This window comes from Methanothermobacter marburgensis str. Marburg (assembly GCF_000145295.1).
Classification (GTDB): domain Archaea; phylum Methanobacteriota; class Methanobacteria; order Methanobacteriales; family Methanothermobacteraceae; genus Methanothermobacter; species Methanothermobacter marburgensis.
The window spans coordinates 1377089-1395764 of sequence record NC_014408.1; the positions used below are offsets into that span (position 1 = coordinate 1377089).

Consider the following 18676-nt stretch of genomic DNA (forward strand, 5'->3'; position numbering starts at 1 on the left):
GCACCGTTCGGATCACTCTGGTGGTGAATTGACTATTATTCTCCTTATGGGTATCTCTATTATGGTGTACTTCTCATCACCAAGTTCCCTGCTGAACCTCGCCACTATGGGGTCAACGAGCTCCTCGTCAACCACCGAGCATACCAGGACCGCGTCCCTTGCATAGTCATGTATGAGTGAGATTGCTGATTTGGGGTCCTCCTTGATTGAGAATCCCTTCCACTCTGTTGGGGAGACACCCTTGTATTCAACTATGTAGAAACCTGTGACGCCCTCATCTGCCAGTATGTTCATGACGCGACCAAGGTTCTCAACCTCCACGAATACCCGTAGATGCACCTTCATTAATATCACCCTATATAGATATGTGGTGTGTAGATAATAAATCTGATGAGGAATAAAATGGTGCCGGTACCGGTGTCTGGATGATCCCGCTGAGAAAAGGTGCCTATATCTGAAGGTGAAACCCTTGAATGAAAAGTTAAATCTTAACGGTGCAGAAATTGTAATAGAATCTGATCTTGTGAGGGTGAGGGCAGAACCAGGCCTTGTAATTGCCTCCAGAACCATGAAAAAGTCCTCTGATGTTACCCTTGAGCTTTCAGGACCCCCTGAGGTTGCATGTGCCGGTAAAGTGCTCTCGGTATTCTCTGCTGGAGATTTCCCCCATGTAATTGTGGTTTGTGGGGAGCGGTGCGGTGACCGCATACCTGAAATCCTGCAGCTTGCTGTGAGTGAAGTAACATCAGCCCTGGGGTTACTCAGAGAAATCCTGGAGCCCCGGGTAACCGTGGTCTCCATGCCCGGTGATGATGGATTCAGTGCGCCTGACCTGAGGAAGTCCATCAGGCTTTCATCTCAGAACATGCTCCTTGAGGGGCCTGGGGTTGAGGAACTCCTGGCGGGGCATGGTGTGACAGCTGATGCCATGATCGATGCTGGTATGGAGCTAGTGGTTGGGGTTGAGGTCACGGATGAACTGAGGGAGAGGCTGGGGTCAGAGATAAAACGTGCGCTGGGGGATCTGAACGTCCGCGTGCTCCTCGCCGCGGCACTGCATATTGAGGATGACATCAGAAGAAGGAGGATACTTGGAGTGGACCTGACAGATGATCCCGCCTACCTCTACAGTGATGAGGTGATCGGGATGGCGGTTGCGAATCAGGTGGCCGGCACCAAGGCAATATTCAACTTCAAACGCTACGATGAGGAGAAACCCGGGGTGATAGGGGAACTCGGACCCATGGTGGATGATGCGGTGGCGGGGCTCATAGCAGGCTGCATGTCAAGGCTTTTTGAGTGATGGTGGTTTTTAATGGATTTTCTGAGGAAATTCGCTGGTCTCATATCATTTTCAACTGTCTTTCCTGTGGGTTCAGATGCCACCGTTGAGGAGGTGGCCTCCATCACACTCCACTGGCCACTTGTTGGTGCCCTGATAGGGGCCGTTGTGGGTTCAGGAGGTCTTCTAGCGTCACTCATACTCCCCTATCCCGTGGTTGCCTGTGTCGCCTATGCCCTTGCCATATGGTTCACCGGCTTCCACCACCTTGATGGCCTCATAGACATGGGGGATGCCCTCATGTCCCATGGGAGTTTCGAGAGGAAGATAGAGATAATGAGGGATCCCCGTATCGGTACCGGTGGACTGGGACTTCTCATCATAGTCTCCTCACTGACAGTGGCATCAATATACTCCATTCCATCAGATATCATATTCCAGGGCCTTTTAATTTCAGAGGTCTCTGCAAAGATATGCCTGACAGGCTGTGCACTGGTCTCAAGGCCCCTGGACAGTGGTACGGGAAGGCACTTCATAGCTGCAGCCAGGAGCCCCCTGATCGCCCCTGTGTGGGTTATCTGGTCAGCCGCAGCCTACCTTTTACTGGGGATCCCTGGAGCTGCTGGTGTTGCCGTGGCTGCTGCCTCTGGAGTATTCATGGGATTCACTGCAAGGAGAAACTTCTACTGGAGCACAGGTGATGTTCTTGGTGCCTCAAATGAGATTGGGAGGATGATGGGTCTCCTGGGAATTGTTGCAGCCATCCAGTTAACATGATTATTATACTGATTTATGGAGGTCATATAATGGATATCAGGGTTTTAAGGTTAGGTCACAGGAGGTCAAGGGATGCAAGGATCACAACACACGTGTGCCTCACCGCAAGGGCCTTTGGGGCATCTGAGGTTATACTGAGCGGTGAGGAGGACCCGAAACTCATGGAGGGCGTCGATGATGTTGTTAAGAGGTGGGGCGGACCCTTCAGGGTGGGTTACAGGAGAAACTGGCAGGGCGTCATTGAGTCCTGGAAGCAGATGGGTGGGGAGGTTGTGCACCTCACAATGTACGGGCTTCCTGCAAGGGACGTTATACCCGATTTAAGGGAAAGTCCAGCAGGTAAACTCGTGGTGGTTGGAGGTGCCAGGGTCCCCGGGAAGGTCTACAGGCTTGCAGATTACAATGTTGGGGTGACGAATCAGCCCCACTCGGAGGTTTCATCCCTCGCGGTCTTCCTCCACATGCTCCTTGATGGGGGCGAATTCGACCTCAAATTTGAGAACCCCATGATAGAGGTTGTGCCCCAGGCCCACGGAAAGAAGCTGATTGAGAGGGGAGGTGATATCAATGCTCAGGGTGATAGATAACCTTGTTGTAAGGGAGATTCTAACAGGTATAAGGAGGAGGGGGATTGACCCCGCCGGTTTCAGGAAGGGGCTCTCTGATATAGGCCGTTACATGGCCTATGAATTCGCAGATACCCTCAGGTGGCGTAATGTTGATGTTGAAACGCCACTGGGGATTGCCTCAGGTGTTGAGATCACAGATAGAAGCAGAATCGTTGTGCTGAGCATCCTCAGGGCATCATTACCATTCACAGAGGGCGTTATGAGGGTCTTCCCTGAGGCAGAACAGGGTATTGTAGGGGCCTGCAGGTCCGATGATCCCCCCTTCAATGTTTCAGTCGACTATCTGAGGGTTCCTGAACTGGATGGTAAGGTAATGGTAATAGCAGACCCCATGCTTGCAACCGGTAACACGATTATGGGGATACTTGAGGCTCTTGAGGCACACGGCACCCCTGAGAGGACCGTCCTCTTCAATGTTATATCCTCAAGGCCCGGCATTGAGAGGATCCTTGAAATGGATATGGAGGTCTACACCTGCAGTGTTGAGGATGAACTCAACGACAGGGGCTACATAGTCCCCGGGCTGGGGGATGCCGGGGACCTTGCATTCGGAAGACCATCAGAATAGATAAAAATAGATGGCCATGGTGGTGCCAGTCACCTCCCACCACCTGAACAGCTAACAATGAACCGATCAGGGACCAGCCACAATACCAGTACTCCAATGACAATACTGGGTGTGTGGGGACCTGCAAGGATCAGCTGCAAGGCCACAATACCAGTACTCCAATGACAATACTGGGTGTGTGGGGACCTGCAAGGATCAGCTGCAAGGCCACAATACCAGTACTCCAATGACAATACCAGAATGAACCTATCACGGACGAAGTAATGGCTGGATTAACTGATCATCAATCGTGGACTGACCTTCCGCCGGCTGCCGCCACTATACCAGGTATCCCCTCAACCCTGAGCTCAAATATGGCCTCCATACCCTCCTCCTCGAATGCCGCGATTCTCCTTGATTTAATGCGGCTTGTGAGGAGTGCTGCAACAGGTGGTGTTACAATGAAAACCGCCCCAGCATCACCGAGTGCCCTGACGGTTTCATCCTTAAGTTTTCCCTTACCTATATGGACCAGCACCCCCCTTGATGCCAGGTAGGGCATGCTCTCCTCTATGTCCTCCTTGTTGCTGCTTGTGGGGGCTATCCCCGCCTGACTTACGGCCGTGTGCATTATCGCAGCACCCCTCACATCAAATGGCTCCTCACCCCTCTTAAGGGCATCCACAAGTTTAGGGAGCGCGGCATCCCTTCCAGTGTATATGATGCCATCTATGATAACACGGTCCCCGGGGCTGAGCCCCCCAAGTTCACCTCTGGTTGTGGGTGTAGATATCCTCATAATTACCACCATCCAGGATCCATTCTTTAACCAGCTGCAGATATCCTCATAATTACCATCAGGAATCCGCTTTAAGTTTCAGATCTTCAAGATCTGGTTTTAAATTCCTAAATAAGGGTTTTGAGATCATCAAGGAAGAGTTCAATGTGTTCCACCTTGATGTGGGGCATGACAACAACCCTTATGGCTGGTGGGCATGCTGATACAGAGACAGCCCATCCCATCTCCTCAAGTCTGGAGGCAAGTTTCTCTGGACTCATGGATGGGTGATTGAATGCGACTATGTTGAGTTCCGGTTCAATTACCGGTTCATAGCCCAGATCCTTAAGGCCCTCATTCAACCTGGAGGTCACAGCCATCACCCTCAGAGCGAGTTCACGGTAACCGCTGCGTCCCATGTGCCTGAGGACCGCCCATGTTGCAGCTGCAGAGGCCCCCGTCCTTGTGCCGACTATCGTTGACTGCTGCTTCTCTGTGAGGTAGGGGGTCTCTATGCTCATGGCATCGAGGTAGGTTTCGTCCCTGAAGAGTATGCAGCCACTTGGTATCGGGGCAAGGCCCATCTTATGGGGGTCTATGGTGATGGATGAGACACCCGGTAGTTTAAAGTCAAATTCAGGGAGTTTGAAACCTGCATCCCTTAAGAAGGGTATTATGAATCCCCCGAATGCAGCGTCCACATGGAGATGGACGCCCTCCTCAATGCAGATATCTGAGAGCTCCGCTATGGGGTCTATCCTCCCGAGTTCAGTGGTCCCTGCAACCCCAACGATGGCCACGGTGTTATCTGATATCATCTCCCTGACAGACCCCACATCAACACGGTAGTCCCTGTCCAGCTCCGCCTCCCTGAGTTCAAGACCCATTATATCCGATGCCTTTCTGAAGGAGAAATGGGCGGATTTAGGGACGATTACCTCGGGTTTATCCGCTCCCGCCATGTTCCTGGCAGCCCTCATGGCCATGAGGTTGGCCTCGGTGCCCCCTGTTATTATGTGGCCAGCTGCAGCGGGTTCTGACAGGAGCTCCCCCAGCATCCCTATAACACAGGATTCCAGCTCCCTGGTTCCCCTGAAGAGCCCGGGGTCGCCAAGGTTGGACTCCAGGAAGTCACAGTAAACCCTTCGTGCAAGGGGGTGTGATGATGTGCACATGGATCCAAGTATTCTGCCTGAGGTGTAGGTCATGTCCCTTGACCTGAATTCCTCAAGAATTTCGAGGACCCTTTCCTCAGGGAGGCCCTTTTCATCCATTTTTACGCCCAGCAAAATTATGTGAAAAAAGGTTTTAGAGAAGTTTTCTTGCCGCCTTAAGGAGTAGTCTCTGTTCTGCCCTTGCAACCGTCTTCCTAACCTCGGCAACCGCATCTGTGTTGGCGGATACACTGCTTATCCCGAGCTCCACCAGTTTCTCAACTATCCGCGGGATGCTTCCTGCCTGGCCACAGATGCTGGTTTTAACCCCGGCCTCATTGCATTTCTTTATAACCCTCTCAATGAGTTTGAGGACCGCAGGGTGACCCTCCGTGTAGAGGTCTGCCACATGCTCGTTGTTCCTGTCTATTGCAAGGGTGTACTGGGTGAGGTCATTTGTACCGAAGCTCACAAAGTCCACACCCTCTGCAATGAAGTCCTCGATTATAAGTGCGGCTGCAGGTGTCTCCACCATGATACCGAATTCAACGTCCCTGTGGGGCCTGAGACCCGCCTCCTCTGCTATCCTCTTGGCCTTCCTGAGTTCATCAGGGTGCTGTACGAGGGGTATCATTATGCCTATGTTGGTGTAGCCCTGCTCATGGAGTTTCTTTATGGCCCTGAACTCTGCCCTGAGGATCTCCGGCTCATCCAGCTCCCTGCGTATACCCCTCCAGCCCAGCATTGGGTTGTGTTCGTAGGGTTCATTCTCACCACCCTCAAGGGTTTTGAATTCATCTGTGGGGGCGTCAAGGGTCCTGTACCATACGGGGCGTGGGTAGAATTCATCTGCAACCTTGAGGATGTTCTCTGCGAGGATCCTGACAAGTTCATCCTCACGTCCGTCCTCTATGAACTTCCTTGGGTGGACGCCGGTTGTGAGCATCATGTGTTCGGTCCTCAGAAGTCCAACACCATCTGCACCTGTTGCTGCGGCCTTCCTTGCAGCCTCGGGCATGCTCACATTAACCTTGACCTCTGTAACCGTGAGTATGGGTGATTCCACGGTCACGGATTCCGGGGCAGACTCCTTCTTCTCCTCCTCCACAACGCGGCCCTCGTAGACGAGTCCCTTATTACCATCGATGCTGACAACCTGGTTCTCACTGAGAACCCCGGTTGCATTGCCTGTACCAACAACACAGGGTATTCCAAGTTCCCTTGATACTATCGCAGCATGACAGGTGACACCACCCTCATCTGTTATTATACCGCTGGCCCTCTTCATTGCAGGCACCATGTCAGGGGTTGTCATGACCGTGACCAGGATGTCGCCAGCCTGTATCTTGTCCAGTTCATGGATCTCCCTTATTATCTTGACCTTGCCTGATGCAAGGCCAGGGCTTGCCCCGAGACCCCTGAGTATCACATCCCTTGATTTGACCTCTCCTTCCTCCACGGCTTCCCCGAGGGTTGTTATGGGCCTTGACTGTAACATGTAAACCTCCCCATCCATTATGGCCCATTCGGTATCCTGTGGTGAGCCATAGTGATCCTGTATCCTTCTGCCCATCTCTGAAAGGGCAGCTATCTCCTCATCAGAGAGGACCCTCCTGTTTCGAAGTTCAGGGGGGACCTCCTTTTTCACTGTCCTTCCATCCTCCCTTGTGAACATCACGTTCTTCTCACCAACAGTGAACTCAAGGAGTTTACCTGTGCTCTTATCAACCCAGTAGGTGTCAGGGGTCACTGAACCTGAAACCACAGCCTCACCGAGACCCCAGGAGCCCTCAATGAGGATCTTATCCTCCCCTGTTGATGGGTGGACGGTGAACATGACCCCTGCCTTTTCAGCGTCAACCATCTCCTGGACAACAACCGCTATGTAGACCCTGGAGTGGTCGAAGTTGTTCTCCTCCCTGTAGAAGATGGCCCTGGCCTCAAACAGGGATGCCCAGCATTTCCTGACATACTCCATGACATCCTCGGCGCCCCTTATGTTAAGGAAGGTGTCCTGCTGACCAGCGAATGATGCCTCAGGGAGGTCCTCTGCTGTGGCTGAGGAACGTATGGCGACGTAAACATCATCCTTTCCTATCCTCTGGCAGAGTGCATTGTATGACTCTATTATGAGTGTCTGTATATCCTCAGGTATCTCTGTGGATGTTATTATGTCCTTTATCTCCTCAGAAACCCTCTGCAGTTCCTTTGTATCATTGACGTCAAGGTTTTCAAGCATGTCCATTACAATGGGCTGGAGTCCCGTGTCTGTCATGAACTTGTCATAGGTTGCCGCTGTCACCACGAACCCCGGGGGAACAGGTATGCCTGCCTGGGTAAGTTCACCAAGGTTTGCACCCTTTCCGCCAGCGATTCCCACATCATCCTTACCGAGTTCCTCAAAAAACGCCACATACTTAACCATTTTATCCCCTGAACTAGTTGGTATCATTAAAAATGTGAATGTGAAAAAAATAGAATTATTTTACCAGTTCCTCGCCCCTGTCAATCACAATCCTGCATGGAACAGGGAACTTCATTGCAGCCCTTCTCAGGGCCTCCTTGGCATCCTTGAAGTTCTTCTTGTTTGTCTCGATTGTGATTATCTTCTGGTTCTTCTTAACAAGGGCCACTGTGCTTACTGGTTTCCCGAATGCCTTCCTCATACCGTCCTGGACACGGTCAGCCCCTGCCCCTGTCGCCATGGGGTTTTCACGGACTATGTGGTGGGGGTAGACCCTTATCTTAAGGTGGTAACCCATCCTACCGGCCTTCCTCTGCATGTAACGGTTTGAGGCTATCCTGGCTGCCTCCAGGGCATTGTGGGTTATCTGGGTTGGTGCCTTAACAGCAACGCTCAGTGAAATCGGGAATTCAGCTGAGAGGTTACCCATATCATATTGAACTATCTTTGAACCTGGAATCTTCTTGATGTACTCTCTTCTTGTGTATGCACGAACCATAAATAATCCTCCTGTAATCATGTCCATGAGAATAACTATGAAATGAGTATCTCGGTAACCATTAATAAATATTGTCTTGGAAGCCAAACAGTTAATAAATCCAACCTGAAAAATATAAGGATACATATAATTAGCAGGGATGGTTTTTAAAAGTTTCCATGGTGTCATCATGAAGATAGCCATAACCGGTAAGGGCGGGGTGGGCAAGACAACCATAGCCGGTACACTTGCCTGCATATTCTCCAGAAAATTCAGGGTCTTTGCCATTGACGCCGACCCCGACATGAACCTTGCATCCAGTATAGGCATAGAAGATGAGATAACACCCATATCCCATATGAGGGATATTATAAGGGAGCGCACTGGAGCGGAGCCTGGTTCATCCTTCGGTGAGGTATTCAAGCTCAACCCAAGGATAAGTGACCTTCCAGATTCACTCTCCATCCAGCACCCCAGGAGACCCAACCTCAGGGTGATGGTGATGGGCACCGTGGAGCATGGTGGCGACGGCTGTGTCTGCCCTGCCTCGGTGCTCCTCAAGGCCCTGCTCCGCCACCTGATACTAAGAAAGGATGAGATGGTGATCCTTGACATGGAGGCCGGAATAGAGCACCTCGGGAGGAGGACCGCAGAATCCGTTGATCTGATGGTGGTGGTTGTTGAACCTGGTCTCAAATCACTTGAAACAGCATCCAGGATAAAGAAGCTAGCGGCCGATATTGGGGTTAAGAGAATAATGGCCATAATCAACAAGGTATCAGGCAAAGAGGATGAAGAATTCATGCGCGAAAGGCTGGAGGCAGCTGGAATTGACGTGCTTGGCTGTGTGCCCGCAGATAAGACCGTAGTGACTGCTGATATGAGGGGCGAGCCCCTTGCCATGCACCCAGAATCGGCTGCCTTCAGGGCCATAGGAGAAATCTCCGAGAGGATAGCCTCAATGGAGAGATAAGTTAATGGGTGGTAACGTCACAGGACGGAGGCCTGAAATGAGGATATCAGTAACCATAGAAGCGGAATACGAATCAGAGAAGGAAGCCGAAATAGTTATGAAGGCACTTGAACCCGAAAACAGATCATACGTTGAATCTGAAATTGACGGATCAACAGTAAGGTTCACCATGGAATCAGATTCCATTGGAACAGCCCTGAACACCGCAGATGACCTCATATTCTCTGAGATGATAGTCGAAAATATGATGGGCTTTAAATCCGAGAATTCAGAGAAGTAAAGAATTCAGATTTAATCAAGCTTAAGCATGTGGTGATTGGATGAAATTCAAACTTAAGGGAATAATAAAACTCAGTAAAGAGGTTCCAGAGGCCGAGAAAGACATTGAAGAGTTCCTGAAAGAGGCGGAAAAAGACATTCTCCGGAGGGGAGTCCCTGAGGGTCAGGAGAAGGAGGCTTCACATGTAAAATCATGGGAGCTCACGGGGGACACGCTGAAACTTGAAATGGAATCAGGGAGACGTGTGAGGGCCCATGACGGCCTTCTGAGACTCAAAAAGCCCCTGGGACAGCTCCTCGGACCCCGTTACAGGGTCGGTGTGAGGGGTGTTAAGGTTGAGGACTACACCCTTGAAATGGATGCCCCGGGGGTATCAGAAATCCCCGGCCTCAGGGAACTGCCATTTGTGGAGGACGCAGATATCTCACAGGGCATCATAAGGGTGAGATTCCAGCCCCTTGATGAGTCAGAGCTCAGGAAACACGTTGTGGACAGGGTTGTGAAGCACGCCCTCAGCCTCGTTGAATCCTCACAGGACCTCACAACCAGGGTCACAAGGGCAACCCCCGGTGAAATAGTTGCAAGAAGCGAAAAAAGGGAGTTCTTCTTTGATGGAGACCCCACAGAGGAGGCTATGAGGCTCGGGTGGGTTAAAAAGTTTCCCGGGCGTGGACAGTGGTTCTACGGGCCCCAGATAACCGCCCTACACCGTGCCCTGGAGGAATTCCTCATTGAAAGGATAGTGAAGCCCCTGGGATTCGTTGAGTGCCTCTTCCCGAAACTCATACCCCTGGATGTTATGAACAGGATGAGGTACCTTGAGGGCCTGCCTGAGGGGATGTACTACTGCAGCGCCCCAAGCAGGGACCCTCAAACCTTTGAGGAGTTCAAGAATGAACTCATCATAAACAGGGAGGTGCCAATGGACCTCCTCAAGAGGGGCCTGAAGGACCCCGGTTACGTTATTGCACCGGCCCAGTGCGAGCCATTCTACCAGTTCCTCTCACATGAGGTGGTGAATCTGGATGACCTCCCCATAAAGTTCTTTGACAGGAGCGGCTGGACCTACAGGTGGGAGGCAGGGGGAGCCAAGGGCCTCGACAGGGTCCATGAGTTCCAGAGGATAGAACTTGTATGGCTGGCATCACCACGGGACACCGAGGAGATACGCGACCGCACCGTTGAACTCTCATATGACGCCGCCGATGAACTGGAACTTGAATGGTACACCGAGGTGGGAGATGACCCATTCTACCTTGAGGGCAGAAGGGTTGAGGAGAGGGGGATAGAGTTTCCCGATGTCCCCAAATATGAGATGAGGCTCTCACTGCCAGGGCAGGAGAAGGGAGTGGCAGTTGTATCTGCCAATGTCCACGGGACACACTTCATTGAGGGATTCTCAATCAGGGAGGCCCGTAACATGAACATATGGACTGGATGCACAGGTATAGGTCTTTCAAGGTGGATATACGGTTTCCTGGCCCAGAAGGGCTTTGATACTGAAAAATGGCCAGAGTTCATAAGGGAGCGGGTTGATGGTGTTGAGGCCCCCCGTATAGTTACCTGGCCCGGCAAGGACTGATCTGAGGTGGTCATTTGAACTGTGACAGGCACCCTGAACGTGAAGGTGTGGCGTCATGCATTATATGCGGAAGGATACTCTGCGAGGAGTGCCGTCTGAAGCTTGGAGGGAAGAATTACTGTGAGAGGTGTGCTGATAAACTGTTCAGGGAGCGGGTTGAGTCCGGTGAAGAGAAAAGGAAGGGAATGGGTCTTGGTGTTAAGATACTCATTGCCATCCTCATAATCCTGGGTATCCTTGCTGTTCTATCATACCTGATTTACAGTGTGTACCTTGCACCATACTATGGCAGCCCTGAAAACGTGCTCAGGATACTCATGAATGACCCTGAGAGGATAATCAGATTCCTGGGGACAAGGATATCCACCTAAACCCTCCTGGGGTATCTGGGCTCCCTGAACTCTATCATGAATGATGTGCCCCCGGCCGACTCAAAGGTGAGTGTACCGTCAAGCTGCCTCACAAGGCCCCCAACAAGATCCAGACCAAGACCCGCGTTTTCCTTAAGGCTGAAGCCCTCTGGAAGGCCCCTCCCATTATCACTGACCCTGAGAAGGAAGGCATTACCGGTATCCTCGAGGGATACCCTGATGGTTCCGCCATCATCGAATGCATGCCTCAGGCTGTTTGATACAAGTTCATTTAGAATGAGTCCCAGCGGGACTGCCGTTTCAATGTCGAATTTCACATCAACAATGTCCACCTCAATCTGGACACCGGAACTGTGCATGTCGCGCAGGTAGGATAGGAGCCTTTCTGTGTAGGATGCAAAGTCTACTGTGCTGGCCTCTGGATTGGAGAGAAGGAGCTCATGGACCAGGGCCATCGCCCTTATCCGAAGCTGCAGAGCCCTCATGAGTTCACAGAAATCCTGATCCATTCCCCGTGCCTGGAGGTTTATGAGGCTTGAGATGATCTGAAGGTTATTCTTGACACGGTGGTGGAGTTCTGATAGGAGTGTCCTGTTGGCCTCGAGGGACCTTCTTGCTGTCTCCTCTGACCTCTTTATATCGGTGATATCCTCAAAGATTCCCAGGAAATACCCATCAATCCTTCTTATGAGTACCCGTATCCATCCACCCCCCTGCCTTATCATGAACTCCTGACTTTTTCTGAAAGCTGCAAGGTCCTTGTGGAGTTCACCTATAAATCTGTTGTCTGCCGGTTGCCTGAAAATCTCCAGGATGGTGGGATTCGACTCCAGTATCTTCCCATCGGCATCCATGAGGACCACCCCAACCGGGAGTTCCATGAACAGTGACCTGAACTTCCTTTCACTGATCCTCAGTGACTTCTCCTTATCACTCAGTGATCGCAGGTAGAGGCGCAGAACCGCAAAAAGAAAAAGTGATGTCAGTAGTATGAAGAGGGATCCCTTGATGATTGAGAGCTGGACAAGCAGAGGGGGCTTTGCTATGAGATAGAGGATGTGGTCTGATGAGAGTATCCATAGAAGGCTGAAGATTGCATAATAGAGTGCTATCCTGAGCGCATCTCTCTCGGGATCCATATATACTGTTATCTTCAGGGGTCCTAATAATTTTTGGGAAAAGGTGAGTTCTGATACCGGAACATCAGTGAAATGGGGTAGAAGAAGCAATCCAGTCGGGAATAGAAGAAGCAACCCAGTCAAATCCAGAATCCCAGGTGCCCTGAAAGGATAGTTAAGGGAAACAACCATGGTGGATTCTGAGGAGGTTATTCCTCTGAATCCTCCGCAGTCTCTTCCTCCCTCTTCTCAAATACATCAGAAAATTCAACCTTACTGACACCCTCAATGTTCTCCCAGATGTCCTTAGCTATCCTGAACCTTGTGAGGGTAACATCCATGTAGGGCCTGTTATCAAATCGGGTCATCTCATCCATGCAGATCCTCACACGTCCATCATCTATTTCAACCTCTGTCTTGTCGATGTCCATGTTCTGGGAGGGGTAGTGGAGCTGGATCATGCTCTTTACCTTTTCAACATCATCTTTGATTATCTCCTTAACCTTCAGATCGTATTCGAGGGTTTTGCCTGCAAGTTCATGGTTGAAGTCCACCCTCACGCGTCCACCTGAGACGTTAAGGACCCTGCCCTCATGTCCCTCAACGGTCAGTGGCATCCCCGGGTAGGGCTTTATTCCCTGCCTCTTGAATTCGCCCATGGGTATGAGCTGGACAAGTTTAGGGTCCCTGTTACCGAATGCGTCCTCCGGTTCAATCTCAACGTGTTTTTCCTCGCCTTCCTCCATTCCAATAACGGCCTCGTCAAGACCCTTTATGAGGTGTCCACCTCCAACAACGACTGGTATGGGGCCAAAGGTCTTCTTTATCTGAAGTCCGGCCTCCTTAGCCACTTCCTCGTCTGTTGTGTCAAAGACCTCACCGGTCTCCTTGACCTTGCCTGTGAATTCAATTTTTATAAAGTCTCCTTTATTCACTGCCATATCTCTAGCCTCCTGTGTGGTATTCTATCCTTAAATTCTTCAAGGATCTCTTTATCCTTAAATGCAAGAATTCGAATTACAGATGGATAATTTTCTATATATTTATGGACCAGTCCCTTATGAACCTTTGCCTCAAGAACCGAGATTATGCGCTGCCTGTGGTGTCTGCTGAATGATGGGGGTATGGCCTCCTCGACCTCAGCAAGTGAACGGTATGGTCTTTTCCTTACGATTGCAGATGCTGTTAAATCATCCAAGAGGTTGAGAACCTTAAGTTCATCAATTTCAAGGCTGTTTGCGTTTCTGAGTATCCCTGTCGAGAGCCTCAGATCATGCAGGGGTGCCCTTCCCTCCGAGATTTCCCTTTCAAGGACCTCAACCGTCTCAGGGGGAAGCATATGTGTGACTTCACCAATTTCGCCCCTGGATACTGCATCCCGTATTCTGGTTCCGCTCACACCCTCAAGTCTCCTTATGAACATGAACCTGTTTCTGAAGTTGAATCCAATCCTCCCGAGGGCCCCCGCAAGGGATGCTATGACATAGTTGTCCTCCTCAAGTTTACCCTCAAGTACGGTCTCAGAGGTGTCAAGGTCCACTATCCTGTAGGGCCTTGGCACAACCCTGTGGCCCCTTCTGATCCTTTCAAGGACCTCATCAAATCCATCAACCGGCCTGTAGCCGCGGGGTATCCAGTCAGTATCGAGGGCCCTGAACATCCTCGCAAGGCAGAGGGAGTACTGACCTGAACCCATAACACCCATTGGGGGGCCCTCCACCACTATATCAGCCCCCGCCCTGATGGCTATCTCTGCCCTTGCCTGGCGGGTCATTATGTAGGGTACGCCCCTTCCACTCCTCTCAAGGGGCCCCGGTATGATAGCCACAAAGAGGGCGTCTGGTCTGAGCTTCCTGGCCTCCATCATGCAGTGCCTGTGGCCCCTGTGAAAGGGGGAGTACTCTGTGAAGTCTGCCATGATGCCGGGTTCAGATGCATGGTCACCGTATTCCGGTTTATTAATAGCATCCGCCCTGATGAGTTCAAGGTCCCTCTCAATTACACTCCCTAGAAATTTCTCTGAAGGCATGTTAATTAATATAAAGCCGGGGGTAAATAATTTAAGTGGATGATAGCATGCCAGTTGACCTCTTCATTGAGAACTGCAGAACCGAGAGGGGAACCTTCAATATAGGTGTTGATGATGGTAAGATAGTGAAGATAACCCGTGGGAGAATTGATGCATCTGAGAGGATTGACCTTAGGGGTTATCATGTGCTCCCTGGGCTCATAGATGCCCATGTGCACTTCAGGGACCCTGGGCTGGAGTACAAGGAGGACTTCAGGACAGGTTCAATGGCCGCAGCTCATGGAGGCTTCTCAACAGTTATCGACATGCCCAATACACTTCCACCCACCGACACAGCATCTGAGTTCAAGAGGAAAATACAGATAGGTGAGCGTAAGAGCATAGTTGACTTTGGCCTGCATGCGGGTTACTCTGACCCATCAGAGGTTGAGGGAATACTCAGATTGGATCCGGCCTCATTCAAGGTATTCATGGATTCCCTTACCCTGGATAAGGTTGATGTTCTTTTCAGGAGACTCAGGGATCTTGGATCAATGGTGCCAATCACCCTGCACTGTGAAAACCGTGAAATAATAATGCATTACTGTGAAAATATTGGGGGTGTGGAGGACCCCTACGCCTACTCCATGGCAAGGCCACCCCTCGCAGAGGAGGTCTCGATTGCAGAGGCCACAGCACTCGCATATCATTACAGACACCCGGTCCACATATGTCACCTCAGCACCGGGAGGGCCCTTCGGCTTATTGAACCCTTCAGGGAGTATGTGACCTGTGAGGTTACACCACATCACCTTCTCCTGGACTCAGGGTATCTGAGGAGGTTCGGTAATCTTGCAAAGACTAATCCCCCACTGAGGTCAGCTGGAAGCGGATTATCCGTCGGGGATCTTCCTGATATAGATATAATTGGAACCGACCATGCGCCCCATACACTTCCTGAAAAGAAGAGAGGTGTCTGGGAGGCACCGCCCGGTATACCCAACCTTGAGGTCGTGCTAAGAGTGCTTCTCACTCTGGTTTCAGAGGGCAGGATGAACATTTCAACCATAAGGAGAATGCTGGCTGAGGGGCCTGCGAGGATCTTCGGACTGGGTTCCAAGGGATTCATAAGGGAGGGGATGGATGCTGATTTTACTGTTGTTGACCTTAGGAGGGAGGGAGAGATACGCGCCGATGAATTCTACAGCAGGGCCCATTACACGCCATTTGAGGGTTTCAGGTACAGGGGGGATGCTGTGATGACAATTGTCCGTGGGGCGGTTGTTATGGATGATGGTGAGGTCCTTGAAGGGAGGGGGAGGTATATAGCATGTCACAACCAGAAAGAACATGATTAATAATGAAAAAATTTATATTGGAAAATCAATATACTCCCAAACTCAATACCAATGGAGGCCATGATATGTGTGAATCAAACCTATACTCTGAGGATGGAGACCTCCTAATGGAGGATGTTATACTCATCGAGGTCCTTGAAGATGGAATTAAAGCAACCGATGTCCTCAACTCAACGAAGAAGTTTGAAGGAAAACTCACAAGGCTGGACCTCGATAAACACAGAATTTACATAAAGCAGAAAAAATAACCTTTTTCTTAAATATATATTATTCAATAGATCCACCCAACCAGGTCAGTTAAACCACAGGAACAGGGAATTAGTTTTTGAAAAATTTCTAAATACAGAATTCTCTATCAGTAACTTCTGAAACCTGTTTTTAAAAATAAAAGGTTTTATGCTGGAATTATTTTCCAGCTGGTATGATGAGGTCCCTTTCACCCTCTGGCATGAACTCCCTGAGGGCACCTGCTGCGATTGACTTCCTTGGTGATGTGAAGTCAAAGGCGAGGTCCTTATCTGCAAATGCAACCTTTATAAGTGGGTTTGTACAGAAGGCGTCTCCCCTTGCAGCGTGAGGTGCCTGGGCTATACCAGCGTACTCTGGCTGGTGACCCACGTTCATTGCGTAGTTCGGATAGTTAGGTCCACGGAGTTCGTGTATGAGTCCCTCGTCGCTCCTGATTGAGAGTGAATTGGATGCGCCGCACTGGTCCTGCAGGTCGTATCCGTAGAATCCGAGCCTGCTGTGGGCCTCCTTGTGGAGTATCTGGCTGAGGTACCATCCGTTGATACCTGCGTTTGAGTTTCCGGTTGCAAAGGCTGTTGAACATCCTGCTGCTGCGGCTGCAACAGCTGCCCTCTGTGATCCTCCGAAGTGGTCCTCCAGGAGGGTTGGGTATTCCTCGTACTGTTCGAGGCTGTAGAGTGTGACCTCTGTTGAGATGTCCCTGACGACATCCATTGTTGGTTTAGTTCCGCAGATGCCGTACTTGTCATCCACGTACTCCATACCGTAGTAGACGAAGTCGTCAAGGATGTCGTCGGTGTAGGCTGCTGTTGCGTACTGGGTGAATCCGACACCACCTGACATGTAGGATCCGAGCCAGACCTGGTCGTAGAGTGCTGCTGCACCTGCTATGACCTCAAGTGAAACGTTTGCAGGGTCATCTGAAACCCTTGAGGTCTGGACTATGTCTGCGAATGTTCCGAAGGCAACTCCACCTGGCTCGTTTGGTCCCCTTGCCCTCCTTGCAGGCATTATTGTACCCATCTCGATAACGTCTGCGTGTTTTGCGGCGTATGAGAAGTCAGCGATCGCAGCTTCACCTGCACAGAGTTTGTAGGCGGATATGAAACTCATACCGATCTGCATTGCAGACCATCTTGAGACTGTACCGCCGTCACAGGTCCTCACGACTATTGTTGGGACCCTGTTAACCTGGTATGTCCTGTTTCCAATGTAGCTTTTGAGCTGCTCGGCCTGCTCTTCAGGGAACTCCTTGTTTATGTCTATGAGTATCCTCTTGTCCAGTTCATCTGCCAGGTTGTCGTCTCCTGTGAAGATCTTGGCGTAGCAGTCCTCCACGAGTCCCGGGTGGACCTCCACCATGTGCTCCTGGACCACGGCACCGCCTGGGAGTGCGTGGTTGATTGCCTCCATGTACTCGTTGATTGTCTCAGGGGTTACCTCCACACCCAGCCTCTTCTCAAGGACGGCGTGTGCGGTGTCCATACCCACTATAACTGTCCTTTTTATGTCGTCCACCATCTGCTGGATGGCTGCGTTGTTCACGAAGTGGAGGTCGTCACCTTCAACGTAGGCGTCTGTTCCTGAAACCCTGTATGCCATGAGTTTCCTCTGACCCAGTGGCACACCTATGTCAGGGTTGTAGAATGGTATTCCGCCCCTCTTCTCTGCTGCCTTCTTGGCGTACTCTGTGAATTCTTTTTTACGTGCGGACTGTTCCCATCCGCCGAAGCAGTAGAAGTTTGTATATTTTTCGTCAGGGTCTTCCCCCTCAAACTTCTTCTTTAAAGCCTTAAGGAATAGTTTCTTTTCATCCATTAATCATCACCTAGCCTTTTTCTTAGGTCATCCTTGAATACGTCCATACCGAATCCGCCCAGGGTACGGCCGGTGTGTATGTTTTCAACAACCTCAATTGCCTCTTTATCATCCCTCATAGCGATGTTGTCCTTCCTGTAGATTGTGGTGATCTTCTTGAGTTCATCCTCACCGAGGGGCTGGCCCATGTCCACTGGCTCGTCAAGGGGCCTTCCTACCTGGTCCTTGACGTAGACCACATGGCCCTTCTCCTCATCGAAGACGTACCTCTGGAGGGCGTCGAACATTAGACCGTTTTCATCGAGCCTCAGGGAGTGTCCGTGAACTGTTGCACCCCTTATACCGGTTGTTGCAGGGTCAAAGAGCTCGGTTTCCACCAGTTCCTTTGAGACTCCCTCAAGGTCAAGTTCCCTCATCTCAATGACCTGCCTTCCTGAGAGCGTACCTGTGTCAACACCACGGTACCTCCACATGTAGGTCCTTGCCCTGTCATAGGGCTGGGCAGGTGCATTGTACATGGAGTCTGCAAACTGGATGTACCTGACCCTCACACCTTCCTTTGCACCCTGTATGGGTTCAACCATGTCCCTTACGATGTCCTCCTCGAAGTCCATCTCATCCAGTGGTGGGTGCACTGACTTGTAACTTTCACCGGGGTTTCTGTGTCCCAGGACCTTGACCAGGTCCTCGTCTGATACTTCCCTTAATTTACGGAATTCGTAATCAGGGTCCATGTGTTTTCTTCTGTTTTCAGCTATCTGGGTTTCTCCAGGAGTGTACTGGGCTTTGTAAGACATATCATAACCTCAC

The 18676-nt window shown here is 50.8% G+C and carries 20 protein-coding genes; 10 read left to right on the forward strand and 10 right to left on the reverse strand.

Annotated features, from left to right (window positions below):
• Positions 1 to 12 precede the first annotated feature (12 nt).
• Positions 13 to 345, reverse strand: a complete 333-nt coding sequence (locus MTBMA_RS07285) for an MJ1244 family protein (protein WP_013296284.1) — start codon at positions 343 to 345, stop codon at positions 13 to 15.
• Between the two features lie 115 nt (positions 346 to 460).
• Between MTBMA_RS07285 and cobZ the strand changes: the two genes are divergently transcribed.
• Genes cobZ through upp form a run of 4 tightly spaced genes read left to right on the forward strand, consistent with a single transcriptional unit; the run spans position 461 to position 3256 of the window.
• Positions 461 to 1303: an alpha-ribazole phosphatase CobZ gene (gene cobZ, locus MTBMA_RS07290; RefSeq protein ID WP_394295878.1), complete on the forward strand. Its 843-nt coding sequence runs from the start codon at positions 461 to 463 to the stop codon at positions 1301 to 1303.
• A gap of 12 nt (positions 1304 to 1315) precedes the next feature.
• Positions 1316 to 2059, forward strand: coding sequence for an adenosylcobinamide-GDP ribazoletransferase (cobS, locus tag MTBMA_RS07295; protein WP_013296286.1), 744 nt, complete (start codon positions 1316 to 1318; stop codon positions 2057 to 2059).
• 26 nt (positions 2060 to 2085) lie between these two features.
• Positions 2086 to 2646, forward strand: a complete 561-nt coding sequence (locus MTBMA_RS07300) for a tRNA (cytidine(56)-2'-O)-methyltransferase (protein ID WP_048901304.1) — start codon at positions 2086 to 2088, stop codon at positions 2644 to 2646.
• Positions 2627 to 3256 carry a uracil phosphoribosyltransferase gene (gene upp, locus MTBMA_RS07305; RefSeq protein WP_013296288.1) on the forward strand — a complete coding sequence of 210 codons (630 nt, stop codon included), beginning with the start codon at positions 2627 to 2629 and terminating at the stop codon, positions 3254 to 3256. Before MTBMA_RS07300 ends, upp begins: the two co-directional genes overlap by 20 nt.
• Positions 3257 to 3539: 283 nt before the next feature.
• Here the strand turns inward: upp and MTBMA_RS07310 are convergent, their stop codons facing one another.
• The 4 genes from MTBMA_RS07310 to rplJ all read right to left on the reverse strand — a co-directional run bounded on the left by MTBMA_RS07310 (position 3540) and on the right by rplJ (position 8130).
• Positions 3540 to 4037 carry a fumarate hydratase C-terminal domain-containing protein gene (locus tag MTBMA_RS07310; protein WP_171770415.1) on the reverse strand — a complete coding sequence of 166 codons (498 nt, stop codon included), beginning with the start codon at positions 4035 to 4037 and terminating at the stop codon, positions 3540 to 3542.
• Positions 4038 to 4141: 104 nt separating this feature from the next.
• Positions 4142 to 5287 carry a tyrosine decarboxylase MfnA gene (gene mfnA, locus MTBMA_RS07315; protein ID WP_013296290.1) on the reverse strand — a complete coding sequence of 382 codons (1146 nt, stop codon included), beginning with the start codon at positions 5285 to 5287 and terminating at the stop codon, positions 4142 to 4144.
• Between the two features lie 34 nt (positions 5288 to 5321).
• Positions 5322 to 7592, reverse strand: a complete 2271-nt coding sequence (ppsA, locus tag MTBMA_RS07320) for a phosphoenolpyruvate synthase (RefSeq protein WP_013296291.1) — start codon at positions 7590 to 7592, stop codon at positions 5322 to 5324.
• Between the two features lie 55 nt (positions 7593 to 7647).
• The gene (rplJ, locus tag MTBMA_RS07325) at positions 7648 to 8130 is read right to left on the reverse strand and encodes a 50S ribosomal protein L16 (protein WP_013296292.1); all 483 of its coding nucleotides are present in this window, start codon (positions 8128 to 8130) and stop codon (positions 7648 to 7650) included.
• A 169-nt stretch (positions 8131 to 8299) separates the two neighbouring features.
• Here rplJ and MTBMA_RS07330 point away from each other — a divergent pair, with 169 nt between their 5' ends.
• From MTBMA_RS07330 to MTBMA_RS07345, 4 genes are read left to right on the forward strand one after another with little or no spacing between them, the layout of a single operon-like run.
• Positions 8300 to 9082, forward strand: coding sequence for an ATP-binding protein (locus tag MTBMA_RS07330; protein WP_013296293.1), 783 nt, complete (start codon positions 8300 to 8302; stop codon positions 9080 to 9082).
• Positions 9083 to 9119: 37 nt separating this feature from the next.
• Positions 9120 to 9362, forward strand: a complete 243-nt coding sequence (locus tag MTBMA_RS07335; protein WP_013296294.1) for a KEOPS complex subunit Pcc1 — start codon at positions 9120 to 9122, stop codon at positions 9360 to 9362.
• A 40-nt stretch (positions 9363 to 9402) separates the two neighbouring features.
• Positions 9403 to 10944 (forward strand): serine--tRNA ligase, encoded by a 1542-nt coding sequence (gene serS, locus MTBMA_RS07340; protein WP_013296295.1) that lies wholly within the window; start codon positions 9403 to 9405, stop codon positions 10942 to 10944.
• A 14-nt stretch (positions 10945 to 10958) separates the two neighbouring features.
• Entirely contained in the window at positions 10959 to 11315 is a 357-nt protein-coding gene (locus MTBMA_RS07345; RefSeq protein WP_013296296.1) for a hypothetical protein, read from the forward strand.
• Here MTBMA_RS07345 and MTBMA_RS07350 read toward each other — a convergent pair.
• The 3 genes from MTBMA_RS07350 to MTBMA_RS07360 form a co-directional block, all read right to left on the reverse strand.
• Positions 11312 to 12454 (reverse strand): sensor histidine kinase, encoded by a 1143-nt coding sequence (locus MTBMA_RS07350; RefSeq protein WP_171770400.1) that lies wholly within the window; start codon positions 12452 to 12454, stop codon positions 11312 to 11314. The two genes, MTBMA_RS07345 and MTBMA_RS07350, sit on opposite strands and share 4 nt — an antisense overlap.
• A gap of 188 nt (positions 12455 to 12642) precedes the next feature.
• On the reverse strand, positions 12643 to 13374 hold the full coding sequence (locus MTBMA_RS07355) for a peptidylprolyl isomerase (protein ID WP_013296298.1): 732 nt from the start codon (positions 13372 to 13374) through the stop codon (positions 12643 to 12645).
• The gene (locus MTBMA_RS07360; protein ID WP_013296299.1) at positions 13365 to 14462 is read right to left on the reverse strand and encodes a nucleotidyltransferase family protein; all 1098 of its coding nucleotides are present in this window, start codon (positions 14460 to 14462) and stop codon (positions 13365 to 13367) included. The genes MTBMA_RS07355 and MTBMA_RS07360 overlap by 10 nt, the downstream gene beginning before the upstream one ends.
• 47 nt (positions 14463 to 14509) lie before the next feature.
• On the opposite strand from MTBMA_RS07360, the gene pyrC reads away from it, so the two are divergent.
• Both pyrC and MTBMA_RS07370 read left to right on the forward strand, forming a co-directional pair.
• Positions 14510 to 15799: a dihydroorotase gene (gene pyrC / locus MTBMA_RS07365; RefSeq protein WP_013296300.1), complete on the forward strand. Its 1290-nt coding sequence runs from the start codon at positions 14510 to 14512 to the stop codon at positions 15797 to 15799.
• A 65-nt stretch (positions 15800 to 15864) separates the two neighbouring features.
• The gene (locus tag MTBMA_RS07370) at positions 15865 to 16047 is read left to right on the forward strand and encodes a CooT family nickel-binding protein (protein WP_013296301.1); all 183 of its coding nucleotides are present in this window, start codon (positions 15865 to 15867) and stop codon (positions 16045 to 16047) included.
• Positions 16048 to 16204: 157 nt separating this feature from the next.
• On the opposite strand, the gene mcrA is transcribed toward MTBMA_RS07370, so the two are convergent.
• Together mcrA and mcrG are read right to left on the reverse strand one after the other, a co-directional pair.
• Positions 16205 to 17866 carry a coenzyme-B sulfoethylthiotransferase subunit alpha gene (mcrA, locus tag MTBMA_RS07375; protein ID WP_013296302.1) on the reverse strand — a complete coding sequence of 554 codons (1662 nt, stop codon included), beginning with the start codon at positions 17864 to 17866 and terminating at the stop codon, positions 16205 to 16207.
• Complete coding sequence (mcrG, locus tag MTBMA_RS07380; RefSeq protein WP_013296303.1) at positions 17866 to 18663, reverse strand: coenzyme-B sulfoethylthiotransferase subunit gamma; 798 nt, start codon at positions 18661 to 18663, stop codon at positions 17866 to 17868. The genes mcrA and mcrG overlap by 1 nt, the downstream gene beginning before the upstream one ends.
• Positions 18664 to 18676 lie beyond the last annotated feature (13 nt).

Coding starts and splice junctions, on each gene's coding strand:
- MTBMA_RS07285 (WP_013296284.1), bottom strand. CDS start 345: ATGAAGGTGCATCTACGGGTATTCGTGGAGGTTGAGAACCTTGGTCGC.
- cobS (WP_013296286.1), top strand. CDS start 1,316: ATGGATTTTCTGAGGAAATTCGCTGGTCTCATATCATTTTCAACTGTC.
- upp (WP_013296288.1), top strand. CDS start 2,627: ATGCTCAGGGTGATAGATAACCTTGTTGTAAGGGAGATTCTAACAGGT.
- mfnA (WP_013296290.1), bottom strand. CDS start 5,287: ATGGATGAAAAGGGCCTCCCTGAGGAAAGGGTCCTCGAAATTCTTGAG.
- ppsA (WP_013296291.1), bottom strand. CDS start 7,592: ATGGTTAAGTATGTGGCGTTTTTTGAGGAACTCGGTAAGGATGATGTG.
- rplJ (WP_013296292.1), bottom strand. CDS start 8,130: ATGGTTCGTGCATACACAAGAAGAGAGTACATCAAGAAGATTCCAGGT.
- MTBMA_RS07330 (WP_013296293.1), top strand. CDS start 8,300: ATGAAGATAGCCATAACCGGTAAGGGCGGGGTGGGCAAGACAACCATA.
- MTBMA_RS07335 (WP_013296294.1), top strand. CDS start 9,120: ATGAGGATATCAGTAACCATAGAAGCGGAATACGAATCAGAGAAGGAA.
- serS (WP_013296295.1), top strand. CDS start 9,403: ATGAAATTCAAACTTAAGGGAATAATAAAACTCAGTAAAGAGGTTCCA.
- MTBMA_RS07350 (WP_171770400.1), bottom strand. CDS start 12,454: ATGGATCCCGAGAGAGATGCGCTCAGGATAGCACTCTATTATGCAATC.
- MTBMA_RS07355 (WP_013296298.1), bottom strand. CDS start 13,374: ATGGCAGTGAATAAAGGAGACTTTATAAAAATTGAATTCACAGGCAAG.
- MTBMA_RS07360 (WP_013296299.1), bottom strand. CDS start 14,462: ATGCCTTCAGAGAAATTTCTAGGGAGTGTAATTGAGAGGGACCTTGAA.
- pyrC (WP_013296300.1), top strand. CDS start 14,510: ATGCCAGTTGACCTCTTCATTGAGAACTGCAGAACCGAGAGGGGAACC.
- MTBMA_RS07370 (WP_013296301.1), top strand. CDS start 15,865: ATGTGTGAATCAAACCTATACTCTGAGGATGGAGACCTCCTAATGGAG.
- mcrA (WP_013296302.1), bottom strand. CDS start 17,866: ATGGATGAAAAGAAACTATTCCTTAAGGCTTTAAAGAAGAAGTTTGAG.
- mcrG (WP_013296303.1), bottom strand. CDS start 18,663: ATGTCTTACAAAGCCCAGTACACTCCTGGAGAAACCCAGATAGCTGAA.